21 protein-coding genes are annotated in these 22,435 nt (G+C 72.4%); 12 read left to right on the forward strand and 9 right to left on the reverse strand.

All coding sequences use genetic code 11. The annotated features are described in order from the left end of the window. The first annotated feature begins 106 nt into the window (after window positions 1-106). The gene (locus ACNYC2_RS25535) at window positions 107-1,681 is read left to right on the forward strand and encodes a pectate lyase family protein (RefSeq protein ID WP_419704436.1); all 1,575 of its coding nucleotides are present in this window, start codon (window positions 107-109) and stop codon (window positions 1,679-1,681) included. A gap of 172 nt (window positions 1,682-1,853) precedes the next feature. Here ACNYC2_RS25535 and ACNYC2_RS25540 read toward each other — a convergent pair whose 3' ends face one another. The 4 genes from ACNYC2_RS25540 to ACNYC2_RS25555 form a co-directional block, all read right to left on the reverse strand. After that, the gene (locus ACNYC2_RS25540; RefSeq protein WP_419704437.1) at window positions 1,854-3,278 is read right to left on the reverse strand and encodes a Gfo/Idh/MocA family oxidoreductase; all 1,425 of its coding nucleotides are present in this window, start codon (window positions 3,276-3,278) and stop codon (window positions 1,854-1,856) included. A gap of 106 nt (window positions 3,279-3,384) precedes the next feature. Further along, on the reverse strand, window positions 3,385-4,425 hold the full coding sequence (locus ACNYC2_RS25545) for a 3-oxoacyl-[acyl-carrier-protein] synthase III C-terminal domain-containing protein (protein WP_419704438.1): 1,041 nt from the start codon (window positions 4,423-4,425) through the stop codon (window positions 3,385-3,387). Between the two features lie 4 nt (window positions 4,426-4,429). After that, window positions 4,430-5,044 (reverse strand): SprT-like domain-containing protein, encoded by a 615-nt coding sequence (locus ACNYC2_RS25550; RefSeq protein ID WP_419704439.1) that lies wholly within the window; start codon window positions 5,042-5,044, stop codon window positions 4,430-4,432. Between the two features lie 115 nt (window positions 5,045-5,159). After that, a complete protein-coding gene (locus tag ACNYC2_RS25555; RefSeq protein ID WP_419704440.1) occupies window positions 5,160-7,439 on the reverse strand; it encodes an LLM class flavin-dependent oxidoreductase in 2,280 nt (759 codons plus the stop codon). A gap of 117 nt (window positions 7,440-7,556) precedes the next feature. Here ACNYC2_RS25555 and ACNYC2_RS25560 point away from each other — a divergent pair, with 117 nt between their 5' ends. After that, complete coding sequence (locus tag ACNYC2_RS25560) at window positions 7,557-8,051, forward strand: MarR family winged helix-turn-helix transcriptional regulator (protein WP_419704441.1); 495 nt, start codon at window positions 7,557-7,559, stop codon at window positions 8,049-8,051. 119 nt (window positions 8,052-8,170) lie between these two features. Here ACNYC2_RS25560 and ACNYC2_RS25565 read toward each other — a convergent pair whose 3' ends face one another. Then, a complete protein-coding gene (locus ACNYC2_RS25565) occupies window positions 8,171-8,869 on the reverse strand; it encodes a FadR/GntR family transcriptional regulator (protein WP_419704442.1) in 699 nt (232 codons plus the stop codon). 70 nt (window positions 8,870-8,939) lie between these two features. On the opposite strand from ACNYC2_RS25565, the gene ACNYC2_RS25570 reads away from it, so the two are divergent. From ACNYC2_RS25570 to ACNYC2_RS25580, 3 genes are read left to right on the forward strand one after another with little or no spacing between them, the layout of a single operon-like run. After that, entirely contained in the window at window positions 8,940-9,743 is an 804-nt protein-coding gene (locus tag ACNYC2_RS25570; protein ID WP_419704443.1) for a (Fe-S)-binding protein, read from the forward strand. Further along, window positions 9,740-11,257 carry a LutB/LldF family L-lactate oxidation iron-sulfur protein gene (locus ACNYC2_RS25575; RefSeq protein WP_419704444.1) on the forward strand — a complete coding sequence of 506 codons (1,518 nt, stop codon included), beginning with the start codon at window positions 9,740-9,742 and terminating at the stop codon, window positions 11,255-11,257. Before ACNYC2_RS25570 ends, ACNYC2_RS25575 begins: the two co-directional genes overlap by 4 nt. Next, the gene (locus ACNYC2_RS25580) at window positions 11,254-11,979 is read left to right on the forward strand and encodes a LutC/YkgG family protein (protein ID WP_419704445.1); all 726 of its coding nucleotides are present in this window, start codon (window positions 11,254-11,256) and stop codon (window positions 11,977-11,979) included. The genes ACNYC2_RS25575 and ACNYC2_RS25580 overlap by 4 nt, the downstream gene beginning before the upstream one ends. Window positions 11,980-11,984: 5 nt before the next feature. Here ACNYC2_RS25580 and ACNYC2_RS25585 read toward each other — a convergent pair whose 3' ends face one another. After that, entirely contained in the window at window positions 11,985-12,398 is a 414-nt protein-coding gene (locus ACNYC2_RS25585; protein ID WP_419704446.1) for a DUF2000 family protein, read from the reverse strand. A 50-nt stretch (window positions 12,399-12,448) separates the two neighbouring features. On the opposite strand from ACNYC2_RS25585, the gene ACNYC2_RS25590 reads away from it, so the two are divergent. From ACNYC2_RS25590 to ACNYC2_RS25620, 7 genes are all read left to right on the forward strand, one after another. Continuing rightward, window positions 12,449-13,255 carry a helix-turn-helix domain-containing protein gene (locus ACNYC2_RS25590; RefSeq protein WP_419704447.1) on the forward strand — a complete coding sequence of 269 codons (807 nt, stop codon included), beginning with the start codon at window positions 12,449-12,451 and terminating at the stop codon, window positions 13,253-13,255. A 60-nt stretch (window positions 13,256-13,315) separates the two neighbouring features. Further along, the gene (locus ACNYC2_RS25595; RefSeq protein WP_419704448.1) at window positions 13,316-13,972 is read left to right on the forward strand and encodes a uridine kinase family protein; all 657 of its coding nucleotides are present in this window, start codon (window positions 13,316-13,318) and stop codon (window positions 13,970-13,972) included. A gap of 70 nt (window positions 13,973-14,042) precedes the next feature. Beyond that, the gene (locus ACNYC2_RS25600; RefSeq protein WP_419704449.1) at window positions 14,043-15,248 is read left to right on the forward strand and encodes a glycosyltransferase; all 1,206 of its coding nucleotides are present in this window, start codon (window positions 14,043-14,045) and stop codon (window positions 15,246-15,248) included. A gap of 41 nt (window positions 15,249-15,289) precedes the next feature. Next, entirely contained in the window at window positions 15,290-16,387 is a 1,098-nt protein-coding gene (locus tag ACNYC2_RS25605) for a LacI family DNA-binding transcriptional regulator (RefSeq protein WP_419704450.1), read from the forward strand. 110 nt (window positions 16,388-16,497) lie between these two features. After that, on the forward strand, window positions 16,498-17,628 hold the full coding sequence (locus ACNYC2_RS25610; RefSeq protein ID WP_419707905.1) for a Gfo/Idh/MocA family protein: 1,131 nt from the start codon (window positions 16,498-16,500) through the stop codon (window positions 17,626-17,628). Beyond that, a complete protein-coding gene (locus ACNYC2_RS25615; RefSeq protein WP_419704451.1) occupies window positions 17,625-18,848 on the forward strand; it encodes a dihydrodipicolinate synthase family protein in 1,224 nt (407 codons plus the stop codon). Before ACNYC2_RS25610 ends, ACNYC2_RS25615 begins: the two co-directional genes overlap by 4 nt. Window positions 18,849-18,850: 2 nt before the next feature. Continuing rightward, window positions 18,851-19,756 (forward strand): sugar phosphate isomerase/epimerase family protein, encoded by a 906-nt coding sequence (locus ACNYC2_RS25620; RefSeq protein ID WP_419707906.1) that lies wholly within the window; start codon window positions 18,851-18,853, stop codon window positions 19,754-19,756. Between the two features lie 94 nt (window positions 19,757-19,850). Here ACNYC2_RS25620 and ACNYC2_RS25625 read toward each other — a convergent pair whose 3' ends face one another. The 3 genes from ACNYC2_RS25625 to ACNYC2_RS25635 are packed head-to-tail and all read right to left on the reverse strand — an operon-like array spanning window position 19,851 to window position 22,344. Continuing rightward, window positions 19,851-20,546 carry a DUF624 domain-containing protein gene (locus ACNYC2_RS25625; RefSeq protein ID WP_419704452.1) on the reverse strand — a complete coding sequence of 232 codons (696 nt, stop codon included), beginning with the start codon at window positions 20,544-20,546 and terminating at the stop codon, window positions 19,851-19,853. A 5-nt stretch (window positions 20,547-20,551) separates the two neighbouring features. Further along, on the reverse strand, window positions 20,552-21,391 hold the full coding sequence (locus ACNYC2_RS25630; protein WP_419704453.1) for a carbohydrate ABC transporter permease: 840 nt from the start codon (window positions 21,389-21,391) through the stop codon (window positions 20,552-20,554). After that, window positions 21,391-22,344 (reverse strand): carbohydrate ABC transporter permease, encoded by a 954-nt coding sequence (locus ACNYC2_RS25635; protein ID WP_419704454.1) that lies wholly within the window; start codon window positions 22,342-22,344, stop codon window positions 21,391-21,393. Before ACNYC2_RS25635 ends, ACNYC2_RS25630 begins: the two co-directional genes overlap by 1 nt. Window positions 22,345-22,435 lie beyond the last annotated feature (91 nt).

A 22,435-nucleotide genomic window follows, 5' to 3' on the forward strand; every position in this document is an offset into this window, starting at 1 on the left:
CCGCACGTCCTGATTCCCGGGTCTTGTGGTGGAGCAGGCTGCCTGGCATCGTGTGAGAAACCGGTTTCCCATCGCGGGTTGCCGGTGTCATGGACGAAGGAGTCACATGCGAACACGACCATCCCCGCACCCGCGCCGCGCCGTCGGCCCGACGTCGGGGAACGCCCTCGCGCTGCCGGCCGGCAGCCCTCTCACCCGTTCCTTCGTGCTGCCGCTGGCGCTCACCGTCGGCCTGGCCGGCGCGCTGGTCGCCGTCGGGCAGCCGGCGGAGGCGAGCCCGGTCGCAGGGGCAGCGACGGCCGCCGTCGGCCGCACCACCGGCGGATACCCAGGACACGGGCAGCACGCCGACCTGGGCCGCGAGACCATCAGGGCCGACGACGGGTGGGCCGCCTGGTCCGGCCCGACGTTCCCCGAGGGCGTGGAGCGGCAGGCCACGCCGACGACGGGCGGCGCGGCGGCGGCGCCTGCCGAGGTCTACGAGGTGGACACGTGGCAGGAGCTGCGGGACGCCCTCGCCGGCCGGCCGGGCGGCAGCCAGACCGACGCCCGCACCAACCAGGTCCCGCGGATCATCTATGTCACGGGCGAGGTGGATGCCTTCGCCGCGGCGGACGGAGCCCGGCTGACCTGCGAGGACTTCGCCGCGCAGGTGACCGTCGCGGACACCGGCGAGCCGTTCTCGATGGACGACTACATCGCGCACTTCGACCCGTCCGGCCCGTGGGGCTGGACGGCCCCGTCCGGCCCGTTGGAGGAGGCGCGGGTCAGGGCCGCGAGCGTGCAGGCCGCCCAGACGCAGCAGCACGTCGGCTCGAACGTGACGATCGTCGGCGTGGGCGACGACGCCCGGATCTCCGGGGCGAACCTCCGGATCCGGGACGCGCACAACGTCATCCTCCGGAACATGCGCTTCTCCGACGGCTACGACTGCTTCCCGCAGTGGAGCCCGGGCGACGGCGACGCCGGCAACTGGAACTCGGCCTACGACAACGTGTCGCTGTGGACGTCGACCAGCGTGTGGGTGGACCACTCCACGTTCGACGACGGCGCGCACCCCGCCGAGTCGCTCCCCGTGGTCTTCGGGCGGCCGTTCGAGGTGCACGACGGCCTGCTCGACATCACGCACGGCTCCGACCTGGTGACGGTGTCGTACAACGAGTTCCTCAACCACGACAAGACGATGCTGATCGGCTCCTCCGACTCACGCCTCCAGGACCGTGGGCAGCACCGCGTGACGCTGCACCACAACTACTGGCAGGACATCGGGCAGCGCGCGCCGCGGGTCCGGTTCGGTGACGTGCACGCCTACAACAACTACTACCGGCAGACCCGCCGGCAGGCGGAGGCGGGCGGGTTCCAGTACTACTGGGGCGCCGGCAAGGAGTCGAGCCTCGTCGTCGAGAACAACGCGGTCTCACTGGCGCGCGGGACCGATCCCGCACTGGTCGTGGGTGCGTACGGCGGCACGAGGCTGAGCGAGTCGGGCACCCTGCTGAATGGCCGGCCGGCAGACCTCCTGGCGGCGTACAACGCGAAGGCGGCGACCCCGCTCGCCGAGGAGGCCCGCTGGACGCCGTCCGACGCGTACCGGTACCGGCCCCTGCCCGCGGCGGCCGTCCCGTGGGTGGTCACGACGTTCGCGGGCGCGGGCGTCCTGAACTCCGACCTGCCGAGCTAACCCCCGCCGCCTCCGCGAAGTAGAGCGTGTGTGTCCGGACACACGCTCTACTTCACGGACGAGTGGTTGGCGAGGTAGAGCGTGCGTCCGGACAGGTGCTCTACTTCGCGGACAGGTGGTCGGCGAGGTAGAGCGTGTGTCCGAACAGGTGCTCTACTTCGTGGAGGTTGGGTCAGGCGCCTAGGTTGAGGTCCGTTATGCGGACCGGGTCGCCCGTCTCCAGTGAGCGGTTGCCCGCGTAGCCCACCGACGACGCGCGCACGCCGTCGACGTAGCCGGCCACCCGGCCCAGCGGGTCGGGCTCCGCGGCCGGCGCGAACACGCTGGCCAGGAGCAGCGCGTCGCCGCCGCCGTGCCCGCCGCCGCCGCGCACGATCGGCCGCTCCTCGGCCCGCTCCCAGTGCCGCTGCACCACGAGCCGCTCGCCGATCGGCCGGACCTCGTCGCCGGCGAACACCTCGGTCGCGCTCGGGTCGAGGATCGCCGCGCCGCCCTCGCCGAACTCCACCGAACCGCGCTCGACGACCTCGAGCTCTGCCCGGCCGCGCGTGCCGTTCACCACCACGCGGTAGCCCTCCCAGGGCGCGTGCGCGGTGAGGGAGTAGGTCAGCAGGGCGCCGCCCTCGTACTCGACGACGAGTCCCAGCGTGTCCTCGGTGGTGATCCCCTCGTCGAACACCGACCGGTTGCGCACATAGCCGTCCACCGCCTGGGCCTCGGGCCCGTACAGCGCGGACAGCCACTCGTTCTTCTCCACCGAGAGCTGCCACGGGTCGATGCCGCGCTCGTTCAGCGCGCGCTCGGCGTCGGTGGGCTCGTAGCCGGTCTCGTGCGCACCGTCGTCGCCGTAGAAGCGCCGGCCGCCGGTGGCGAACACGCGCTGCGGCACGCCGTCGATCCACCAGTTGACCAGGTCGAAGTGGTGGCTCGACTTGTGCACCAGCAGGCCGCCGTTGTTGACCTTCTCGCGGTGCCAGCGCCGGAAGTAGTCGGCGCCGTGCACGGTGTCGAGGGCCCAGTCGAAGTGGACCGACAGCACGCGACCGATCTCGCCGCTCGCGATGACCTGGCGCAGCGCGCTGTTGCGCGGCGAGTAGCGGTAGTTGAACGTCGTGACCAGGTCGCGCCCGGTCTCGGCGACGGCGTCGACGATCTGGCGGGCCTGGTCGGGGTGGGCCGCGAGGGGCTTCTCCACGACGACGTCGGCGCCGGCCCGCAGCGCGCGCGCCACCAGGTCGCCGTGCGTGCGGTCGATCGAGGTGACGATCACGCGGTCGACGGACTGCTCGGCGATCGCCTTCTCGAGGTCGTCCGGCGCGTAGACGGGCCGGATGCCCCCGAGCGCGGCCGCCACGCGCGCCTCGTACACCGCCGCACGCACGGGGTTGGGCTCGACCCAGGCGACGATCTCCCCGTCCGGCGCGTGCGTGCCGATCAGGGCGTTGATGTACATGGACGCGCGGTGCCCCGTTCCGACCACCGCGTAGCGGCGGCGCCCCTCGGGCAGCGGGCCTGCCGGCGGCACGGGCTCCTGGGTCGGACCGGTGATCGGCTCCGTGGTCGGCTCGATGGTGGGCTCGGTGATCGGCTCGGGCATCGGTGAAGAGCTCCTTCGGTCGTCGTCGACGTCGGGTGGGAGGGATGGGACTGAAACGATACGGCGCCGGGAAAGCGCTGTCCATGGCCTGTCCACCCGCCCGAGGTCAGCGCTCCGGGGTGACCACCACCTGGCCGGCCCACGCGAACCCGCCGCCGAACCCGAACAGCAGAGCGGGCACACCCGCCGGGATCTTGCCCGCGTGCCACCACTTGGACAGGCCCAGCGGGATCGACGCCGCCGACGTGTTGCCCGACTCCGTGATGTCGGTGACCACGACCTTGCCCTCCAGCCCGAGCGCCTTGGCCAGCGGCTCGATGATCCGCAGGTTGGCCTGGTGCGCGACCAGCACCTCGATGTCGTCGAGGCTCAGCCCGGCCGCGGCGACGACCTCCCGTGCCCGGTCGGCGGCGCGCGTGATCGCCCACTTGAAGACCGCCCGGCCGTCCTGCTGGAACTTGACCTCCGGCGCCTCGATGCGCACCGCGGGCGTGAGCTCCGGCTCCGAGCCCCACACCACCGGCCCGACGGCGGGCACGTCAGCGGCCCGCAGCACCGCGGCCCCCGCGCCGTCGGCCGTGAGGATGCACGTCGAACGGTCGGTCCAGTCGGTGTACGCAGTGAGCTTCTCGGAGCCGATCACGAGGGCCGTCCGGGCCGACCCGGCGCGGATCGCCTGGTCGGCCAGGCCGATCCCGTGCGCGAACCCCGAACAGGCCACGTTGATGTCGATGGCTGCCGGGCCCACGACGTTGCGCAGGTCCGGCGCCTCCTCACCCTCCGGCGTCGAGGCCCCCGGCTGGACTCCGGTGCGCAGCGCGTACGCGACCCGCCCGGCGGTGTTGGGCGAGCGGTCGTCGTTGGTCGCCGTCGCGACGATCACCAGGTCCACCTCGGCGGCCGTCACACCGGCGTCGGCGAGCGCGTGCTCGGCGGCGGCGGTGGCCATGTCGGCGACGGTGACGTCGTCGGCCGCCACGTGGCGGGTGACGATGCCGGTACGCGACCGGATCCACTCGTCGTTGGTCTCCACCAGTCCGGCGATGTCATCGTTGGTGAGCGTCCTCGGCGGCTGGTGGTGGCCGAGACCGATGATGCGGGAGCCGGCAGCGCCGGACGGGAGCGCGATTACGGGCGACGTAGCCATGGGATCAACGTAACCCGCTCAGGTCGAACGGCTCGACGACCAGACCCGGAACCCGCTCCCGGGCGGCCCGCACCACGCGCTCCTCGGCTCCCGGCCCCGTCTCCAGCGTCTCGCCCACCTCGCGGAGCGCGCCGCGCAGCTGGGCGTCGTACCGCTCACCCATGGCCGCGTTGCGGCCCTTGTACGTCCACGCGACCAGGTTGGCCAGGTCGAACCGTGGACGGCACGACCGGCAGGACATGATGCCCGGCGGGCGGCGGAACCGCGTCGTCCGGTGGCCGGCCGGGCACGCCCCGACCCATGGCCCGTCGATGGACGGCGCGGACGGGTCGACGCACCGCCGGCCCGAGCACCCGATCCGCACCGCCACCTCGCGCCACACCGGCCCGTGCTTCGCCTTCGGCCCCGCGAGCGCGTGCGCCACCTCGTGCAGGATCGTGTCCCGCACCTCCCGCTCGTCATGGATCCGGGTGAGCGGCGCGGAGAGGCTGATGCGCCTCTTGCCGTAGCTGCACATCCCGGCGCGCCGGACGGCGTCGTCGAACTCGAAGGTCCAGGCCTTCAGGCCGTGCTGGTCCATCAGCTCGCGCGCCAGGCGCGAGGCGGCGACAAGGTTCATGCGTACCCCTGCGGTGATCGTGGTGTCTGCGTCCGGCCCTTCCGGACGTCGTCGAACCTACGGGGCTCCACTGACACCCACGCGAGGTTATCCACAGCCGCCGCGCCAGGGCGGGCTAGTCCGCCGGCGGGATCGGGAAGTTGGTCCGGAACACGTTCGTCGGGTCGTACGCGGCCTTCACCGTGCGCAGCCGGGCGAACGTCGGCTCGGGGAACGCCTCCAGCAGCCGTTCGGGCCGGCTGTCGGTGTCGAACGAGAGGTACGAGCCGTCCATGACCGGCCCGATCTCCGCGTCCCAGGCCCCGTTGAGCCGGTCCTGGTTCGAGCCGAGCGCCGAGAGGTTGAAGTTCTGGTGCCGGTGCGCGTAGGCCGTGGCGTCGGGTGCGACGTCGTTCGTCGCGCCGCCCGTGGCCCGGACCGCCATGAAGTACGACTCCCGCGAGCCCAGCAGACGCTCGATCGCCCGGCTCGTGGACTGGTCGAGGTGCGTGAGCAGACCCGACCTGGCCGACGGGTCGCCACCGCCCGAGTGGTGGGCGTCGTCCTGGCGCACCACGCCCGAGTAGGGCAGGAGCTGCGCCTGGTGGCCGAGCAGCGGACCGGCGTCGGCCAGCAGCTCGAGCTGGGCGATGGCCTCGTCGGGGTCGACATCGGCGCCCTCGGCGGCGATCACCGTCATGAGCTGGGCCATCGGCGACTGACCGCCACGCCCGGGGGCGATGATGATGTTCGACGTGAGCCCGCGCGGGGCCGCCTCGACGGCGGCACCCCACTTCTCCAGCAGCCCCGCCGTATCGGTCGCGTCGAGCGTCATCTGCGAGAAGACGACGTCGCCGACGGCGCCGGCCTCGATCTCCAGCCAGGTCACCACGCCAATGTTCCCGCCGGCGCCGCGCAGCGCCCAGAACAGGTCGGGGTGCTCGTCACGGGAGGCGTGCAGCACGCGGCCGTCGGCCGTGACCACCTCGGCGGCGACCACGTGGTCGATCGTCAGGCCCTGCAGGCGGCCAAGGAACCCGATGCCGCCGGTGGTGCCGAGGCCGCCGACCCCCACGCCGCCGTAGTCGCCCGACGTGATGGCCCAGCCCCGCGGTGCGAGCGCCGCCGCCACCTCGCCCCAGGTGGCTCCCGCGCCGATCCGCACGCGGCGCGTGGCCTCGTCGACCACCTCGACCGACCGCAGGCCCCGCATGCTGAGCACCACGCCGCCGTCGTTCGTGGACCGGCCGGAGATCCCGTGCCCGGCCGAGCGGACGGCGAACTCCACGCCCTGCTTCTGCACCCAGGCCAGGCCCGACGCGACCTCGTCCACACCCTGTGGACGCAGCACGAGGCCCGGCGCGCCGGAGCGCAGGTAGTTGTGCCGCACCGCCTCGTACTCGCGGTCGCCCGGCTCGACCGCCCGCGCCGCGAGCTCCGGCGGGAGCGAGTCGTAGTCGATGCCCTGCCGACGCGCGGTCAGCGCCACGGCACCACGGCGGGCGGACGCCGGCACCGTGCCGGCCGACCGGCGTTCCGCCGCGACGGCCTCCCGGACCGCCGGGGCCACGTCCTCCGCGAACGCCCGGATCTGGTCGGGGTCGTCGCCCATGACGATGAACCCGCTGACGCCGTCCTCGAGCGCCAGGAGCGTGAGCTCCTCGACCCACTGGTCGGCCGGACCCTGCAGCCGGCCCGACGAGCGGTCCGTGATGGCCCCGCCCAGGTTCAGCAGACGCCGGATCTCGCTCGGCGAGCGCCCGGCCTCCTCTGCCGCCTCGTCGATGGTCGCGTTGCCGCGGGCGAGGTCGCCCTCCTTGAAGTAGGGCAGGGAGGGCAGCCAGCCGTCGGCCTTCGCGCCGGTGAGGCGGAGCATCCGCTTCTTGTACGCGCCGAGCCAGATCGGGATGTCGTGCGCGGGTGCGGGGCCGCGCTTGGCGCCGTCGACCCGGTGGAACTGCCCGGGCACGCGCAGCGGGGTGCGGTTGGTCGCGTCCCAGATGCCGCGCATGATCTCGATGCCCTCTTCGAGGGCGTCCACGGACTCGGCGGGCGTGCGACGGGTCGCGCCCATCGCCGCCATCGCGTCCCAGAAGCCGCCCGCGCCGACGCCCATGTCGAACCGGCCGCCGCTGAGCAGGTCGAGGCTCGCGGCCGAGCGGGCCACGAGGGCCGGCTGGCGCATACCCAGGTTGAGCACGTTGCCGGAGATGTGGATGCGCTCGGTCTGCGCGGCGACCCAGGACATCAGGGTCCACGTGTCGAGGAACGACGGCTGGTACGGGTGGTCCTGGAAGGTGACCAGGTCGAGGCCCAGCCGCTCGGAGAGCTGCGCCAGCCGGACGGGCGCCTGCGGATCGCTGTTGGTGGGGGTGATGAACGTGCCGAAGAGCAGGTCGTGCCCGTAGTCGGTCATGCGCGCGGTGTCCCTCGTGTCGCCTCGTCCGCCGCACCTCGCGGCAGATCGTCTGTTCAGAAGATGATATTAGCAACAACTCTTCTGACAGACCGCACATTCCCGTAGGATGGGGGCATGAGCACCACGCCCACCGAGACCCGCACGGACCAGCACTCCCTGTTCGGCTGGTCGCTCGCCGCGCTCCTGCGCGACTGGAGCGCCCGGGTCGACGCCGCGGCCGACGACCTGCCGCAGGGCACGCGCGGCTACCAGCTCCTCACGGCAGTGGTGCACGGCAACCTGCCGAGCCAGGCGGCGCTCGCCGCCACGCTGGGCATCGACCGCACGGTGATGACCTATCTGCTGGACGCGTTCGAGGGTTGCGGGCTCGTCGAGCGGCAGCTCGACCCGGCCGACCGGCGCGCGCGGCGCATCGTCGCCACCGACAAGGGGCTCGAGGTGCTCGCCGCGATGCAGGCCCGCGTCGCCGCCGCGGAGGAGGAGCTGCTCTCCGGGCTCGAGCCGGACCAGCGCTTGCTCCTCCGCCATCTCCTGGAACGCGCCGCGACCGGCACGGGCCCGGACAAGGACCCATGCCGCACGGTCGTCGAAGCGACCACGCCGCGCTGACCTGTCAGAGCCCCGGCGACGTGTCAGACGCTCAGGTCATCCACGTGACCTGAGTGTCTGACACATCACTGGGGGTCTGACAGGTCAGCGCGGCCGGCGCACCCGCCGGGGTCAGCGGGTCAGCGCTCGCCCAGACCCGTCTCGCGGTAGAACCCCTCGATGTGCTCGCGCATCAGGCGCTCCGCCTCGTCGCCGTCGTGCCGCGTGACGGCGTCCAGGATCGCGCGGTGCTCGGCGCAGAGGCGCGCGGCCGTCCGGGGCCATTCCTGGACGGCCTCCGCGCCCGCCGTCACGTACGAGGCGACGGCGGCCCGCATGCCGCTCAGGATGGCCTCGACGAGCTGGTTCCCGCCCAGGCGGGCCAGCTCGATGTGGAACTCCTGGTCGTGCTCCAGGAAGGCCGCGGCGTCGAGAGCGGGGTCCGCCATCGCCTCTACGTGCGCGCCCGCCCGCGCCAGCGCGGCGTCGTCGGTCGCTCGGGCGGCGGCGTCGCGCACCGCACCGGCCTCCAGCAGCACGCGCGTGCGGACGACGTCGGACACGGGCAGCGTGCCCGACGCCACGTGCAGCCGGACCGCCGCGCCGAGGCCGGCCGCGGGCCGGTCGATCAGGGTGGCCCCCGCGCTGGGGCCCGAGCCGACGGCGGTGCGCACGATGCCCATCGCCTCGAGGATGCGGATCGCCTCGCGCACGGACGGGCGGGACACGCCCAGCTCCTCCGCGAGCGCCCGCTCCGCCGGGAGCCGCTCGCCGATGGACCACTTGCCCGCACTCAGGCCTGCCTCGATCTGGGCCAGGACGCGCTCGTGGGTTCTCACCGGGCGATTGTACTTCTGTGGTCTGTCCACAGTGGGCTATGGTGAGGTAAGACCTCGAAGGAGAGTGCCCATGCGCATCGCCCTGGCTTCCACCTGCATCGCCGACGCCATGTTCCCGCAGGCCCCGAGGGCCGTCGTCACCTTGCTGGAGCGGCTGGGCCACGAGGTGGTGTTCCCGGCGGGCCAGGCGTGCTGCGGCCAGATGCACGTCAACACCGGATACCTCGCCGAGGCCGTCCCGGTGGTCCAGAATCACGTGCGCACGTTCGCCCCCGTGGCCGACGGCGAGTGGGACGCCGTCGTCGTGCCGTCCGGCTCGTGCACGGGGTCGATCCGGCACCAGCAGTCGATGGTCCTGGAACGCGCCGGGCTGCGCTCGGAGGCGCGGGCCGCGAGCGCCGTCGCCGAGCGCACGTACGAGCTGTCCGAGCTGCTGGTCGACGTGCTCGGCGTGACCGACGTCGGTGCGTACTTCCCGCACCGGGTCACCTACCACCCCACGTGCCACTCGCTGCGGATGCTCGGGGTGGGCGACAAACCCGAGCGGCTGCTGCGGGCCGTCGAGGGGCTGGAGCTGGCCCCGCTCGCGGAGGCCGAGGGCTGCTGCGGGTTCGGCGGGACGTTCTCGCTGAAGAACGCGGACACGTCCGCCGCGATGCTCCAGGACAAGGTCGCGACGGTGGTCGACACGGGTGCCGAGGTGCTCACCGCGGGCGACTGGTCGTGCCTGATGCACATCGGCGGCGGCCTCTCGCGCGGCGGCGCGGGCGTGCGGCCCATGCACCTGGCGGAGATCCTCGCCTCCACGCGGGAGTCGCCGGTGGTCCCGGGGCAGGCGGGCACCGGCCGCGCCCAGCAGGAGGCGGCCCGATGAGCACGTTCCTCGGTATGCCCGCCGCGCGCGACAGCCGCGGGCCGAGCCCGGACGCCGCGCCGGGGACCCTGTCCGGCGTCGGGCGCCCGGAGGACCCGCTGCACTGGGGCGCCTCGTTCCCCGACGCCGCGAAGGCGGCGCTCGACAACGGCCAGCTGCGGCGCAACCTGGGCAAGGCGACGTCGACCATCCGGACCAAGCGGGCCCGCGTGGTCGGCGAGGTACCCGACTGGGAGGCGCTGCGCGACGCCGGGTCCGCGGTGAAGACGGACGTCATGGCGCGGCTGCCGGAGCTGCTCGAGGAGCTCGAGCGCAACGTGACCGCGCGCGGCGGGGTGGTGCACTGGGCGCGGGACGCCGCGGAGGCCAACCGGATCGTCGCCGACCTGGTGCGCGCCAAGGGGACCGACGAGGTCGTCAAGGTCAAGTCCATGGCCACCCAGGAGATCGGGCTCAACGAGGCGCTCGCCGAGGAGGGCATCGCGGCGGTCGAGACCGACCTCGCGGAGCTGATCGTGCAGCTCGCGGACGACATGCCGTCGCACATCCTGGTGCCGGCCATCCACCGCAACCGCACCGAGATCCGCGACATCTTCCTGGAGCGGATGGCGGACGCCCCGCCCGACCTGACGGACGTGCCGCGCGAGCTCGCGATGGCGGCCCGCGCGCACCTGCGACGCAAGTTCCTGTCGGCGAAGGTCGCGATCAGCGGTGCGAACTTCGCCGTCGCGGACACCGGGACGCTCGCCGTCGTGGAGTCCGAGGGCAACGGCCGCATGTGCCTGACGATGCCCGAGACCCTGATCACCGTGATGGGGATCGAGAAGCTGGTCCCGACGTTCGACGACCTCGAGGTGTTCCTGCAGCTCCTGCCGCGGTCCTCGACGGGCGAGCGGATGAACCCGTACACGTCGATGTGGACGGGCGTCACCCCGGGCGACGGGCCCCAGGAGTTCCACCTGGTGCTGCTCGACAACGGCCGCACCAAGGTCCTCGCCGACGAGGCCGGGCGGGCGGCGCTGCACTGCATCCGCTGCTCGGCGTGCCTCAACGTCTGCCCCGTGTACGAGCGGGTGGGCGGCCACGCCTACGGCTCGGTCTACCCGGGCCCGATCGGCGCGATCCTCACGCCGCAGCTCACCGGCGAGAAGTCGGACCTGCCGTACGCGTCCACGCTGTGCGGCGCCTGCTACGAGGTGTGCCCCGTCAAGATCGACATCCCGTCGATCCTCGTGGAGCTGCGCGCCCGCGAGGTGGCCCTGTCGGGGGCGTCACCCGAGACCGCCGACCGGGTCTGGAAGGCGGCGATGAAGGCGGCGTCCTTCGCGATGGCGGACGGCGCCCGGTTCCGCCGGGCGGCCCGGGTCCCGCGGCTGCTGCGCGCCATCTCCCGCAACGGCGTGATCCGGCGGCTTCCGTTCCCCGGCTCGCTGTGGACCAGGTCCCGGGACCTCCCGGAACCGCCGAAGCAGACGTTCCACGACTGGTGGGCCGCACGAGAGGACGGGCGATGACCGACGCCAAGGGCGAGATCCTGTCGCGCATCCGGGCGGCGCTGGGCCCGGACGAGACGAGAGCAGCCCCCACGGTGGCACCCCGCGAGTACCGGTCCGCGGGCGAGCACGCCCCCGGGTCCGACGTCGTGCTGGAGCTGCTGGTCGACCGGCTCGTGGACTACAAGGCCGAGGTGCACCGGGCAAGCCCGGCGGGCCTCCCGTCGCTGCTCGCGCGGCTACTCACGGAGCGGTCGGCAGAACGTCAGGAGGTCGGCAGCTCGGACTACCGATCACCTGACGTTCTACCGACCAGCCTGGACACTGCCCGGCGCTCCGTCGTGGTGCCCAGCGGGCTGGAGTCCACATGGCTCTCCGCGCTGGGCGACGTCGCGGTGCGCAGCGACTCGCGGGACGCGCCCCTGTCGGCGGCCGAGCTCGACGACGCGGACGCCGTGATCACCGCCGCCCGGGTCGCCGTCGCCGAGACCGGCACGATAGTGCTGGACGGCGAGCCCGACCAGGGCCGGCGGGCGATCTCCCTGGTCCCCGACGTGCACGTGTGCGTGGTCCGGACCGACCAGGTGGTGCAGACCGTCCCCGAGGCGGTGCGGCTGCTCGGCGCCGAGCCCGGCCGGCCGCTGACCTGGATCAGCGGGCCGAGCGCGACGAGCGACATCGAGCTGGAACGCGTGGAGGGCGTGCACGGCCCCCGGACGCTGCACGTGGTGCTGGTGTCCTGAGGGGGTCAGGGGTGCAGCTTCGCGCCCTTGACCACCTTGTCGACGACGCGGCGCTCACCCGCCACCGCCACCCCGACCAGGTCGAGCTTCTCGGTGGCGACGCTCGCGACGGCGGCCCGGTTGTCGACGTCGTTCCCCGTCGCGAACAGGTCCGCCGTGTAGACGCCGATCCGCAGGCCGCGGGTGGCGGCGCGCTCGCGGATCGTGGCGAGCTGGCCGCCGTCGGCCACCATGACCATGACCGGGGTGCCGAGCATCGCGAGGTACTCGCCGCCGTCCGCGTCGCGGTACGTCTCCCCCACGAGCTCCGGGTAGGCGGCGGTCACGGCGCTGGCCAGGAAGGCGGTCACGTTGTTCTCCTGCCAGCCCAGCAGATTGTCCCGCAGCACGATCACGATCTTGGCTTGTTCGAAGGTCATACCGCTCACATTGCGGCCGCCGTCGGGCCGGATTCTTGTACGTTCTTGACATGGCCTCGCCCGCTGCGGACTCGGATGTCGTGCGCGCCTGGCACCCCGGGGTGCCCGGCGTCGCCGAGGTGCTGCACGCCGCCTGGCACGAGCACGCCTACCCCGCCCACACCCACGACACCTGGACCGTGCTGGTCGTCGACCACGGCCTGATCGGCTACGGCCTGGACGGTCAGGAGCACGCCGCGCAGCGCTCCGGGGTGACGGTGCTGCCGCCGGGCGTCGTGCACGACGGGCGGTCGGTGACCGCCGCGGGCTTCCGCAAGCGCGTGCTCTACCTGGAGCCCACCGTGCTCGACGACGGCCTGGTCGGCCGCGCCGTCGACGCGCCGCTCGTGCTCGACGACACCCTCCGCGCCCGCTTCGTCGGCCTGGACCGGGCGCTCACCGTGCGCGAGGACGTGGCGGCCGAGGGCCTGCTCGCCCTGGTCACGGAGGGCCTGGCCTGGCACCTCTCCGGCCGGCCGATGCCGCCGCGCGAACCCGTCGGCACCACCACCGCGCGCCGGGCCCGCGACCTGCTCGACGCCGACCCCGCGCGGCCGGTCCGGCTGGCCGAGGTCGCCGCCGAGCTCGGCGTCACCGTGCCGCACCTGGTGCGCGCGTTCACCCGTGAGCTCGGCCTCCCGCCCCACAGGTACCTGGTCGGACGGCGGCTCGACCTGGCCCGCCGTCGGCTCCTGGCCGGGGAGCCCGCGGCCGACGTCGCCGTCGCCACCGGATTCCACGACCAGGCGCACCTCACGAGGCACTTCCGCCGCCTCCTGCGCACCACGCCGGGCCGCTACCAGCGCGGCACGGCCTGAGCACCCTCCCCGTTGGTCGACGGCGCGCGCAGCGGGCCGCGTGCGGGAGAATTGCCTCTCGTGACCGACCCAGCGCCCGAGCCCACCCTCTTCGACCTCCCGCCGGGTGCCCGGCGACCCCGGGCACGCGTGGTGCTGCTGACCGGGCCGTCGGGGTCGGGCAAGACGTCGCTCACGCAGCGCCTCGGGCTGCCGGTGGTGCAGCTCGACGACTTCTACCTGGACATCGACCATCCGGGCCTGCCGCAGCGGTACGGCAGCGTGGACTGGGACAGCCCCGAGACCTGGGACGGCAAGGGTGCGCTCGCCGCGCTGCACGAGCTGGTGACGGAGGGGCGCGCCGACGTCCCGGTCTACGACATCCCGACGTCGCGCCGGACGGGCATCCGGCGGCTCGACATCGGCGACTCGCCGCTGATCCTCGCGGAGGGCATCTTCGCGGCGCACCTGGTCGACGTCTGCCGCGCCGAGGGCCTGCTCGCGGACGCGATCTGCCTGTCCCGGCCGCGGCTGGTCACCTTCTGGTTCCGGTTCCTGCGGGACGTCGCCGAGGCACGGAAGCCGATCGGCACCCTGCTGCGCCGCGGAACCTCGCTGCTGCGCGCGGAGCCTGCGATGATCGAGCGGTGGGTCGCGCTGGGCTGCCGCGAGAGTTCACCCACCCAGGCGGAGAAAGACATCCGCAACCTCCTTGTGCAAAAGTCCTCGAACACGTAATCCTCGCGTAACCGAATTGCCACGTACCCCACATGCTCAGGCCTCACCCTGGGCGCAGGAGGTGGTGTCTGTGATCCAGCGCAACAGCTTGCGTGTGCTCTCGCTGTACGAGGGCTTCTTCAGTGGCGGGGCTCGTGTCCTGCACTCGACGGTGGTCGCCGGTCTGCATCAGGGCGGTCGTCAGCAGCATTCCGTGCTGAGCCTGCACCACGAGGTCAGGCGTGAGGCCACCCTCCAGCGCATGGAGGACGACCCCCGGTACCGCGCCCTGCGCGCCGCGGGCGTCCGGATCGGTTCACTGGGCCGGAGCACCGACGCGGGCCACGACCCGCGTACCTTCACGGAGACGGAGCTCGCTGCCGCCGTGCGCCAGGCCGAGAGCTCGCACGTGGTGCTCTCGCTCAAGGAGCAGCCGCTCCGGCTCGTGAACCAGGACGCGTTCCCGAACCGTCCGGTGATCGCGTGCCTGCACCGGTCCGACCCCGAGCACCAGGGCGACGCCCTTGGCGACCTGCTGACCGCGGCGGACCGCGGCCGGCTCGCCGCCGTCGTCTGCTGCGCGGAGTCGACGCGGGACGCGTACCGCGAGGCCGGCGTACCCGCCGACCTGCTGCGAGTGGTGCCGAACGGCATCAACCTCGCCCGGTTCCGCCCGGTCCAGGGCGCGCGCCGGCTGGCCCTGCGGGGCGCGGCGGGGGTGCCGAGCGACGCGACGGTGGTCGTCTACGCCGCGCGGTACGACGAGATGAAGAACCCCGAGCTCTTCCTCCAGTCGGCCCGCACGTTCCTCGAGCTCGAGCCCAACGGCCACGTGCTGATGTGCGGCGCCGGCATGACGTCGGCCAACCCGGCCCTGCAGGACGACCTCGCCCGCATCTTCGGCGACCGGCCCGACCTGCTGGCCCACGTGGACCTGCTGGGCGTGCGGCACGACATGGAGCTGATCTACGCGACGGCGGACGTCGTCGCGCTCACCTCGACGTTCGGCGAGGCCGCTCCCCTGTGCCTGATCGAAGGCTCGATGTGCGGGGCGGTGCCGGTCACGACCCCTGTGGGCGACGCACCGTCGATAGTGGACCGCATAGGTTTCGTGACGTCGTTCGACCCCGCCGAGATCGCCGCGACGTGGATCGAGGCAGCCGCGCGGCGCGAGGAGCTGGAGTCGGCCCGGACCGCCGTCCGCCCCCGGTTCAGCCACATCCGCATGATCGCGGGCTACTCGACCATCATCGAACGCACCCACCGCGAAGCGGCCTTAAAGCCCCTCCGCGTATGACTCGGTGATCACGGGGGCGTCGGACACGGCAAGATGACCTCATGTCCGACGCCCCCGTCACCCTGAGCCAGGTCGCCCGAGAGGCCGGCGTCTCACTCGCCACGGCGTCGCGCGCCATCAACGGGAGCGCCACCCGCAGCGTCCGCGCGGACCTGCGCGAGCGCGTCCTGGAGACGGCACGCCGGCTCGACTACTCGCCGGACCCGAGCGCGCAGGCCATGGCTCGCGGCCGGACGTCGGCGCTCGGGCTCGTGGTGCACGACATCGCCGACCCGTACTTCTCGACCATCGCGGCCGGCGTCGCCCGCGCCGCCGAGCGCGAGGGCCTGATCGTCACGCTCTCCTCCACGGAGCACAGCCCCGAACGGGAGCTCGCCTTCGTCGAGCTGGCCCGGCGGCAGCGGTCCCGCGCGATCATCCTCGCGGGCAGCCGCGGCGTGCCGCCCGAGGCCCTGCCGGAGACGCACCCGGCGGAGGCCGTGGACCGGCTGCGGCGCGAGGCCGGCGCGCTCGAACAGGCGCTGACCACGTTCCAGCAGGCCGGGGGCGGCGTGGCGACGATCGGGCAGGCCGTGGGCGGGCTGCCCGTCGTGGAGATCGACAACGCAGGGGGCGCGGGCGACCTCGCGCGGGCGCTGCACCGGATCGGGTACCGCCGGTTCGGGGTGCTGGCGGGACCGCCCGGGCTGCGGACCGCGGCCGACCGGACGAGCGGTTTCCTGAGCGCGCTCGCCGAGCTGGGCTGCCCGGTGCCCGACCGCGACGTCGTGCGCGGCAGCTTCACGAGGGACGGCGGCCACGAGGCGATGACGGCGCTGCTCGGGCGGACGGCGTCCGCCGCAGCGGCTGCGGAGCGCACGCCGGAGGTGGTGTTCGCGGTCAACGACGTCATGGCCGTCGGAGCCATGGCCGCCGTCCGCGACGCGGGCCTGAGCGTGCCGCACGACGTCGCCGTGGCCGGGTTCGACGACATCCACACCCTGCGTGACGTGTCCCCCGGGCTCACGACCGTGCGGATCCCCCTGGGCGAGATCAGTGAGGCGGCGACCGCGCTCGCGCTCGGCCGCAAGGACGAGACACCCGCACCGGTGCGCGGCGAGGTGGTCCTCCGCGACTCCACGCCGGGCACGGCCGGCTGAACCACCAGCCCCGCATGTACTCACCGCGGGTCGTGCGCTACGCTTTCCGGGAAAGCGCATTCCCAAGCCACGACGATGGAGTCTCGCCCGTGACCACACTTCGCATCGCCATGAACGGCGTCACCGGCCGCATGGGCTACCGCCAGCACCTCGTGCGCTCGATACTGCCGATCCGCGACCAGGGTGGCGTCACGCTCCCCGACGGTTCCCGGGTCCAGGTCGAGCCCGTGCTGGTGGGCCGCAACGCGGACAAGCTCAAGGAGCTCGCCACGCTGCACGACGTGGAGCACTGGACCACCGACCTGGACACGGCGATCGGTGACGCCGACATCGTGTTCGACGCCGCCATGACGAACCTGCGTCCCGCGACGCTGTCGAAGGCGATGCGGCAGGGCAAGCACGTCTACACCGAGAAGCCGACGGCGGAGACCCTCGCCGAGGCGATCGAGCTCGCGCGGCTCCAGGCGGAGACCGGCGTGACCGTCGGCGTCGTGCACGACAAGCTGTACCTGCCGGGCCTCGTGAAGCTGCGCCGCCTCGTGGACGAGGGCTTCTTCGGCCGCATCCTCTCGCTGCGCGGCGAGTTCGGCTACTGGGTGTTCGAGGGCGACTCGCAGGCCGCCCAGCGGCCGTCCTGGAACTACCGCAAGGAGGACGGCGGTGGCATGACCACCGACATGTTCTGCCACTGGAACTACGTGCTGGAGGGCATCCTCGGGCAGGTCAAGACGGTGACGGCCAAGACGGTCACGCACATCCCGACCCGCTGGGACGAGTCCGGCAAGGAGTACGCCGCCACCGCCGACGACGCCGCGTACGGCATCTTCGACGTCACCACCCCGGACGGGGACGACGTCGTCGCGCAGATCAACTCGTCCTGGGCCGTGCGCGTGTTCCGCGACGAGCTCGTCGAGTTCCAGGTGGACGGCACGCACGGCTCCGCCGTCGCCGGCCTGCGCGAGTGCCGCGCCCAGCACCGCTCGCACACGCCCAAGCCCGTGTGGAACCCAGACCTGCCGGTCACCGAGCCCTTCCGCGACCAGTGGCTCGACGTCCCCGCGAACGCCGACCTCGACAACGGCTTCAAGCTGCAGTGGGAGGAGTTCCTGCGCGACGTCGTCGCCGGGCGCCCGCACCGCTACGACCTGCTGTCGGCGGCCCGCGGCGTGCAGCTCGCCGAGCTCGGGCTGCGGTCCTCCGCGGAGGGCCGCCGGCTCGACATCCCGGAGATCACCCTGTGAGCGGGGCGGCAGTCGCGCTCCCCGTGTTCGACGGCGAGGGCCGGGTCACCGGCTCGGAGACCGTCGAGCTGAGCGCCCCCGGCCCCTGGACGAAGCCGTCACGACCCATCGAGTCCCGCATCGCCTTCGCGGCGGCCCACGTGGTGCCGCAGGTCGGGGCGGAGAACGTCCCGGGTGCGCCCGCCGTCGTCGACTGGGACTCCACGCTCGCCTACCGGCACCGCATCTGGGAGCACGGTCTCGGCGTCGCCGACGCGATGGACACCGCGCAGCGCGGCATGGGGCTGGACTGGGCGGCGACGCAGGAGCTCGTGCGGCGGTCGGCGGCCGAGGCCGCCTCCGTGGGCGCACGTGTCGCCTGCGGTGCGGGCACCGACCAGCTCACGCCCGACGTCGTCGCCGGGCTGGTGCCTGGCGCAGCTGGGCTCGCCACGGTGGCCGACGCGTACCGCGAGCAGCTCCACCTGGTGCAGGACGCCGGAGCTCAGGTCATCGTCATGGCCTCGCGTGCGCTGGCGAAGGTCGCCCGCGGGCCCGAGGACTACGCCCTCGTGTACGACGCGGTCCTCGCCGACGCCGAGCAGCCGGTGATCCTGCACTGGCTGGGCACCATGTTCGACCCGGCGCTGGCCGGCTACTGGGGCTCGGACTCCGTGGACGACGCCACCGCGACGTTCCTCGACCTGATCCGGGCGCACCAGCCGCGGATCGACGGCGTCAAGGTGTCCCTGCTCGACGCGACCCACGAGGTGGGGCTGCGCCGTTCGCTGGCCGAGCTGTCGGCGGGCGCCTCGAACGTCCGGCTCTACACCGGTGACGACTTCAACTACCCCGAGCTCATCGCCGGCGACGAGCAGGGCCACTCGGACGCGCTGCTCGGCATCTTCGCCGCGATCTACCCCGCGGCCTCGACAGCCCTGCAGGCGTTCGACGCCGGCGACGCCGAGGGCGGGCACAAGATCCTGGCCTCGACCGAGGCGCTGGGCCGGCACATCTTCGCCGCGCCCACGTACTACTACAAGACCGGGATCGCGTTCCTGTCCTGGCTCAACGGGTTCCAGCCCGGGTTCTCCCTGGTGGGCGGGCTGCACTCCGGCCGGTCGCTGCGCCATCTCGTCGAGCTGGCCCGCCTGGCCGACGGCTGCGGCATGCTGCTCGACCCGCCCCTGGCCGCCACCCGTCTCCGGGCCCTCCTGACAACGTACGGGGTAACCGCATGAACATGTCAGAACCCCAGGTCACCCGAGTGACACCCACGTCTGACAGGTCGGGGCGGGCCTCGCTGAACACCGCGACCGTCAAGCATGCCTCGCTCGCCGAGGCGTGCGAGGCGGCGGCCACCGCGGGCTTCGGTGCGGTCGGGCCGTGGCGCGATCTGGTGCAGGACGTCGGGGCGCCGCAGGCGGCCCGCATCATCGCCGACGCCGGGCTGCGTGCGTCGTCCCTGTGCCGCGGCGGGTTCCTCACCGCCGCCGACGACGCCGGGATCCGCGCCGCGCTCGACGACAACAAGCTGGCGATCGAGGAGGCCGCGACGATCGGCACCTCGGAGCTGGTGTTCGTCGTCGGCGGGCTCGTCGGGTCGACGCCGGGAGGTGCCCCGACGTCCGGCGTGGATCGCGACCTGGTCGCCACGCGCGGCCGTGTCGCCGACCGGATCGCCGACCTGGTGCCGTTCGCGGCCGAGCACGGCGTGCGGATCGTGCTCGAGCCGCTGCACCCGATCTTCGCGGCCGACCGGGCGGTGATCTCCACGCTCGCGCAGGCGCTGGACCTGGCGGCGCCGTTCGCGGCGTCCGAGGTCGGCGTGGTGGTCGACACCTACCACGTGTGGTGGGACCCCTCGCTGCGGAAGTCGATCGCCCGGGCGGGGCGGGAGGACCGCATCGCGTCGTACCAGGTGTGCGACTGGGTGCTGCCGTTCGCGGCGGAGCCGCTGAACTCGCGCGGGCACGTCGGCGACGGGTACATCGACTTCGCGACGATCACGGGCTGGGTGCGCGACGCCGGCTACGTCGGCGACATCGAGACCGAGATCTTCAACGAGGAGATCTGGTCCCGCCCGAGCTGGCAGACGGCGGCGACGGTGCTGACCCGCTACGAGAAGCACGTGGCCCCGCACCTCTGACCGACGGTCGCCGAAGTAGAGCGCCTGTCCGGACGCACGCTCTATCTCGGCCTCTCAGGAGCACCGAAGTAGAGCGCGTGTCCGGACAGGCGCTCTACTTCGGCGACGCGGCGCGGAGGGTGAAGCGGCAGATGCCCCATGCCGCGTACAGGAGAGGGGCCGCGGCGAAGCCCAGGCCCACGACCGGGCGCACCGCCAGGACGGACACCAGCAGTCCCAGCACGAGCAGGACGACCGCCGAGAGGTACCAGCGCCGGCTGCCGAGCACGAGGGCCGCGAGGAGCACGTCGCGCAGGCGCGCGCCGGGCAGGTCGGGCACGGCGGCCAGGGCGAGAACGGCGGTCAGCACCGCCCCGACAGCGAGAGTCACCAGCACCGGGATCACCAGTGCTCCAAGGGTGCGGCCCCAGAAGAAGGCCACGTCGACGGCGGCCACGACGACGGCGCCCGTGGCGAGCGCCCCGATCGCGAGGGCACGGCGCAGGTGCCGGCGCCAGGCGCGCGCGAACGTGCGCACCACCGCCGTCGAACCGTCGGAGCTGAAGGCGCCGAACACCGCGAAGGCCGCGGCGAGCGCCGGGCCGAGCAGCGGCGCCGCCAGGGCGACGTACGGCCAGGTCGCGGCGGGGTCGGTCGCCGCGACCAGCACCACGAGGGGCAGGCACGCGACTGCCAGGAGCAGGTTCGTCATCAGCCCCGTGTAGACGGTGCCGAACACCATCTCGTACGTCTCGGGCCCGATCAGCGGCCGGCGCCGCGGCGCTGCGGCGGTACCTACCCCGGCGTCCATCGTGGTCACCCCTTCACGCCCGTCGTCGCGATGCCCTGGATGAAGTAGCGCTGGCCGAGGAGGAAGATCAGCGCGATCGGCAGCACCGACAGCACGGAGCCCGTCATGATCAGCGCGTGCTCGGCGTTGTACTCCCCGATGAACGACTGCAGGCCGAGCTGGATGGTCCACAGGGGGCGCTCGCGCAGGTAGATGAGCGGACCGAGGTAGTCGTTCCAGGTCTGGACGAAGGTGATGATCGTCAGCGACGCCAGCGCCGGCACGGAGAGCGGGATGATGATGCGCCACCAGATCCCGTACTCGGAGAGGCCGTCGATCCGGGCGGCTTCCGACAGGGAGTCGGGGATGGACTCGTAGTACTGCTTCATGAGGAACACGCCGAAGGCGCCGAACGCCTGCAGCAGCATGATCGCCCACAGGGTGTTGTTGAGCCCCCAGCCCGAGAGCATCTGGAACTGCGGGATCATGTAGGACTGCCACGGCACCGCGATCGTCCCGATGTACAGCAGGAACAGCACGTCCCGGCCGGGGAAGCGCATCTTGGCGAAGCCGTAGGCGGCGAAGCTTCCGGTCAGCACCTGCAGGAACGTCACGGCGACGGACACGACGAGGGTGTTGCGTACCCACGTGACCATGTCGGCCTTGACCCAGATGTCGACGTAGTTGCTCCACTGGACCGGGTCGGGGATCCACTGCACCGGTGCCGTGAACACCTGGTTGTTCAGCTTCAGCGACGAGATGACCATCCAGGCGAACGGCAGCATGATCCCCGCAGCGGCGACGATCATCACGACGTAGAGCAGGACGCGGCCGACCCGCCGGGACGGGGACGTACGGGCGGCCATCAGGCATCCCTCCGCTTGTTGTAGAGGAACTGCACCACGGTCACGAGGATGCAGATGAGGAACAGGACGACGGCGATGGCCGAGGCGTACCCGAACTGGAACTGCTCGAAGCCCTTTTGGTAGATGTACTGGCTGAGCACGAGGGTCGCCTGCCCCGGACCGCCATCGGTCATGACGAGGATCAGGTCGAACACCTTCAGGCTCTGGATGGTGACCATGACGGTCACGAAGAACATCGTGGGCCGCAGGCAGGGCAGCGTCACGTTCCAGAACCGCTGCCAGGCGCCGGCGCCGTCGATCCGGGCGGCCTCGTGCAGCTCGGTCGGCACGGTCTGCAGGCCGGCCAGGAACAGGAGCATGTAGTAGCCCATGTCCTTCCAGGTGCCCACGATGATGACGGCGGGCATCGCCCAGTCCTTGGAGACCGTCCAGCCGGGGAGGTCGCCGCCGACGAACAGGCCGAGGAACTGGTTGATCGGGCCGAACTCCGGGCTGAACAGCATGTTCCACACCACGGCGACCGCGACGATCGAGGTGATGTAGGGGAAGAAGGCCACCGTGCGGAAGAACGCGGCGCCGCGCAGCTTCTGGTTGAGCAGCAGCGCGAGGGCGAGCGACACGACGATGGTGATCGGGATGTGCAGCGCCGCGTAGTAGAGCGTGTTGCCGAGCGCGGTGTGGAAGCTCTTGTCCCCTACGAGCCGCGTGAAGTTGTCGAGTCCGACCCACTCGGCGGTCCCGAAGATGTTCCAGTCCGTCAGGGACATGTAGAACAGCGTGAACACCGGCGTCAGGGTGAGCACCGCGAAGCCGAGGAAGTTCGGCAGGATGAACGTCCAGCCGATCAGCGCGTTGCGCACCTTCAGCGACGTACGCGGCGCTCTGAGCTGCCGCGGAGGCTCCGGCTGCGAGAACCCGAGGGTCCGCTGGTTGCCGACGACCGGTGTCGTCATGGGGAATATCTCCTCTGATGTACTGATGTTCCGGGGGCCCGCGCGAGGGCCGGCTTCTGGTCGTGGGCGCGACCGTCGCGACCGTGCGTCC

The sequence above is a fragment of the Promicromonospora sp. NFX87 genome (assembly GCF_048564965.1).
Classification (GTDB): domain Bacteria; phylum Actinomycetota; class Actinomycetes; order Actinomycetales; family Cellulomonadaceae; genus Promicromonospora.

Coding starts and splice junctions, on each gene's coding strand:
- ACNYC2_RS25555 (WP_419704440.1), bottom strand. CDS start 7,439: ATGACCGACTACGGGCACGACCTGCTCTTCGGCACGTTCATCACCCCC.
- ACNYC2_RS25560 (WP_419704441.1), top strand. CDS start 7,557: ATGAGCACCACGCCCACCGAGACCCGCACGGACCAGCACTCCCTGTTC.
- ACNYC2_RS25620 (WP_419707906.1), top strand. CDS start 18,851: ATGTCAGAACCCCAGGTCACCCGAGTGACACCCACGTCTGACAGGTCG.
- ACNYC2_RS25535 (WP_419704436.1), top strand. CDS start 107: ATGCGAACACGACCATCCCCGCACCCGCGCCGCGCCGTCGGCCCGACG.
- ACNYC2_RS25630 (WP_419704453.1), bottom strand. CDS start 21,391: ATGGCCGCCCGTACGTCCCCGTCCCGGCGGGTCGGCCGCGTCCTGCTC.
- ACNYC2_RS25585 (WP_419704446.1), bottom strand. CDS start 12,398: ATGACCTTCGAACAAGCCAAGATCGTGATCGTGCTGCGGGACAATCTG.
- ACNYC2_RS25605 (WP_419704450.1), top strand. CDS start 15,290: ATGTCCGACGCCCCCGTCACCCTGAGCCAGGTCGCCCGAGAGGCCGGC.
- ACNYC2_RS25610 (WP_419707905.1), top strand. CDS start 16,498: ATGAACGGCGTCACCGGCCGCATGGGCTACCGCCAGCACCTCGTGCGC.
- ACNYC2_RS25570 (WP_419704443.1), top strand. CDS start 8,940: ATGCGCATCGCCCTGGCTTCCACCTGCATCGCCGACGCCATGTTCCCG.
- ACNYC2_RS25590 (WP_419704447.1), top strand. CDS start 12,449: ATGGCCTCGCCCGCTGCGGACTCGGATGTCGTGCGCGCCTGGCACCCC.
- ACNYC2_RS25580 (WP_419704445.1), top strand. CDS start 11,254: ATGACCGACGCCAAGGGCGAGATCCTGTCGCGCATCCGGGCGGCGCTG.
- ACNYC2_RS25635 (WP_419704454.1), bottom strand. CDS start 22,344: ATGACGACACCGGTCGTCGGCAACCAGCGGACCCTCGGGTTCTCGCAG.
- ACNYC2_RS25545 (WP_419704438.1), bottom strand. CDS start 4,425: ATGGCTACGTCGCCCGTAATCGCGCTCCCGTCCGGCGCTGCCGGCTCC.
- ACNYC2_RS25550 (WP_419704439.1), bottom strand. CDS start 5,044: ATGAACCTTGTCGCCGCCTCGCGCCTGGCGCGCGAGCTGATGGACCAG.
- ACNYC2_RS25625 (WP_419704452.1), bottom strand. CDS start 20,546: ATGGACGCCGGGGTAGGTACCGCCGCAGCGCCGCGGCGCCGGCCGCTG.
- ACNYC2_RS25540 (WP_419704437.1), bottom strand. CDS start 3,278: ATGCCCGAGCCGATCACCGAGCCCACCATCGAGCCGACCACGGAGCCG.
- ACNYC2_RS25575 (WP_419704444.1), top strand. CDS start 9,740: ATGAGCACGTTCCTCGGTATGCCCGCCGCGCGCGACAGCCGCGGGCCG.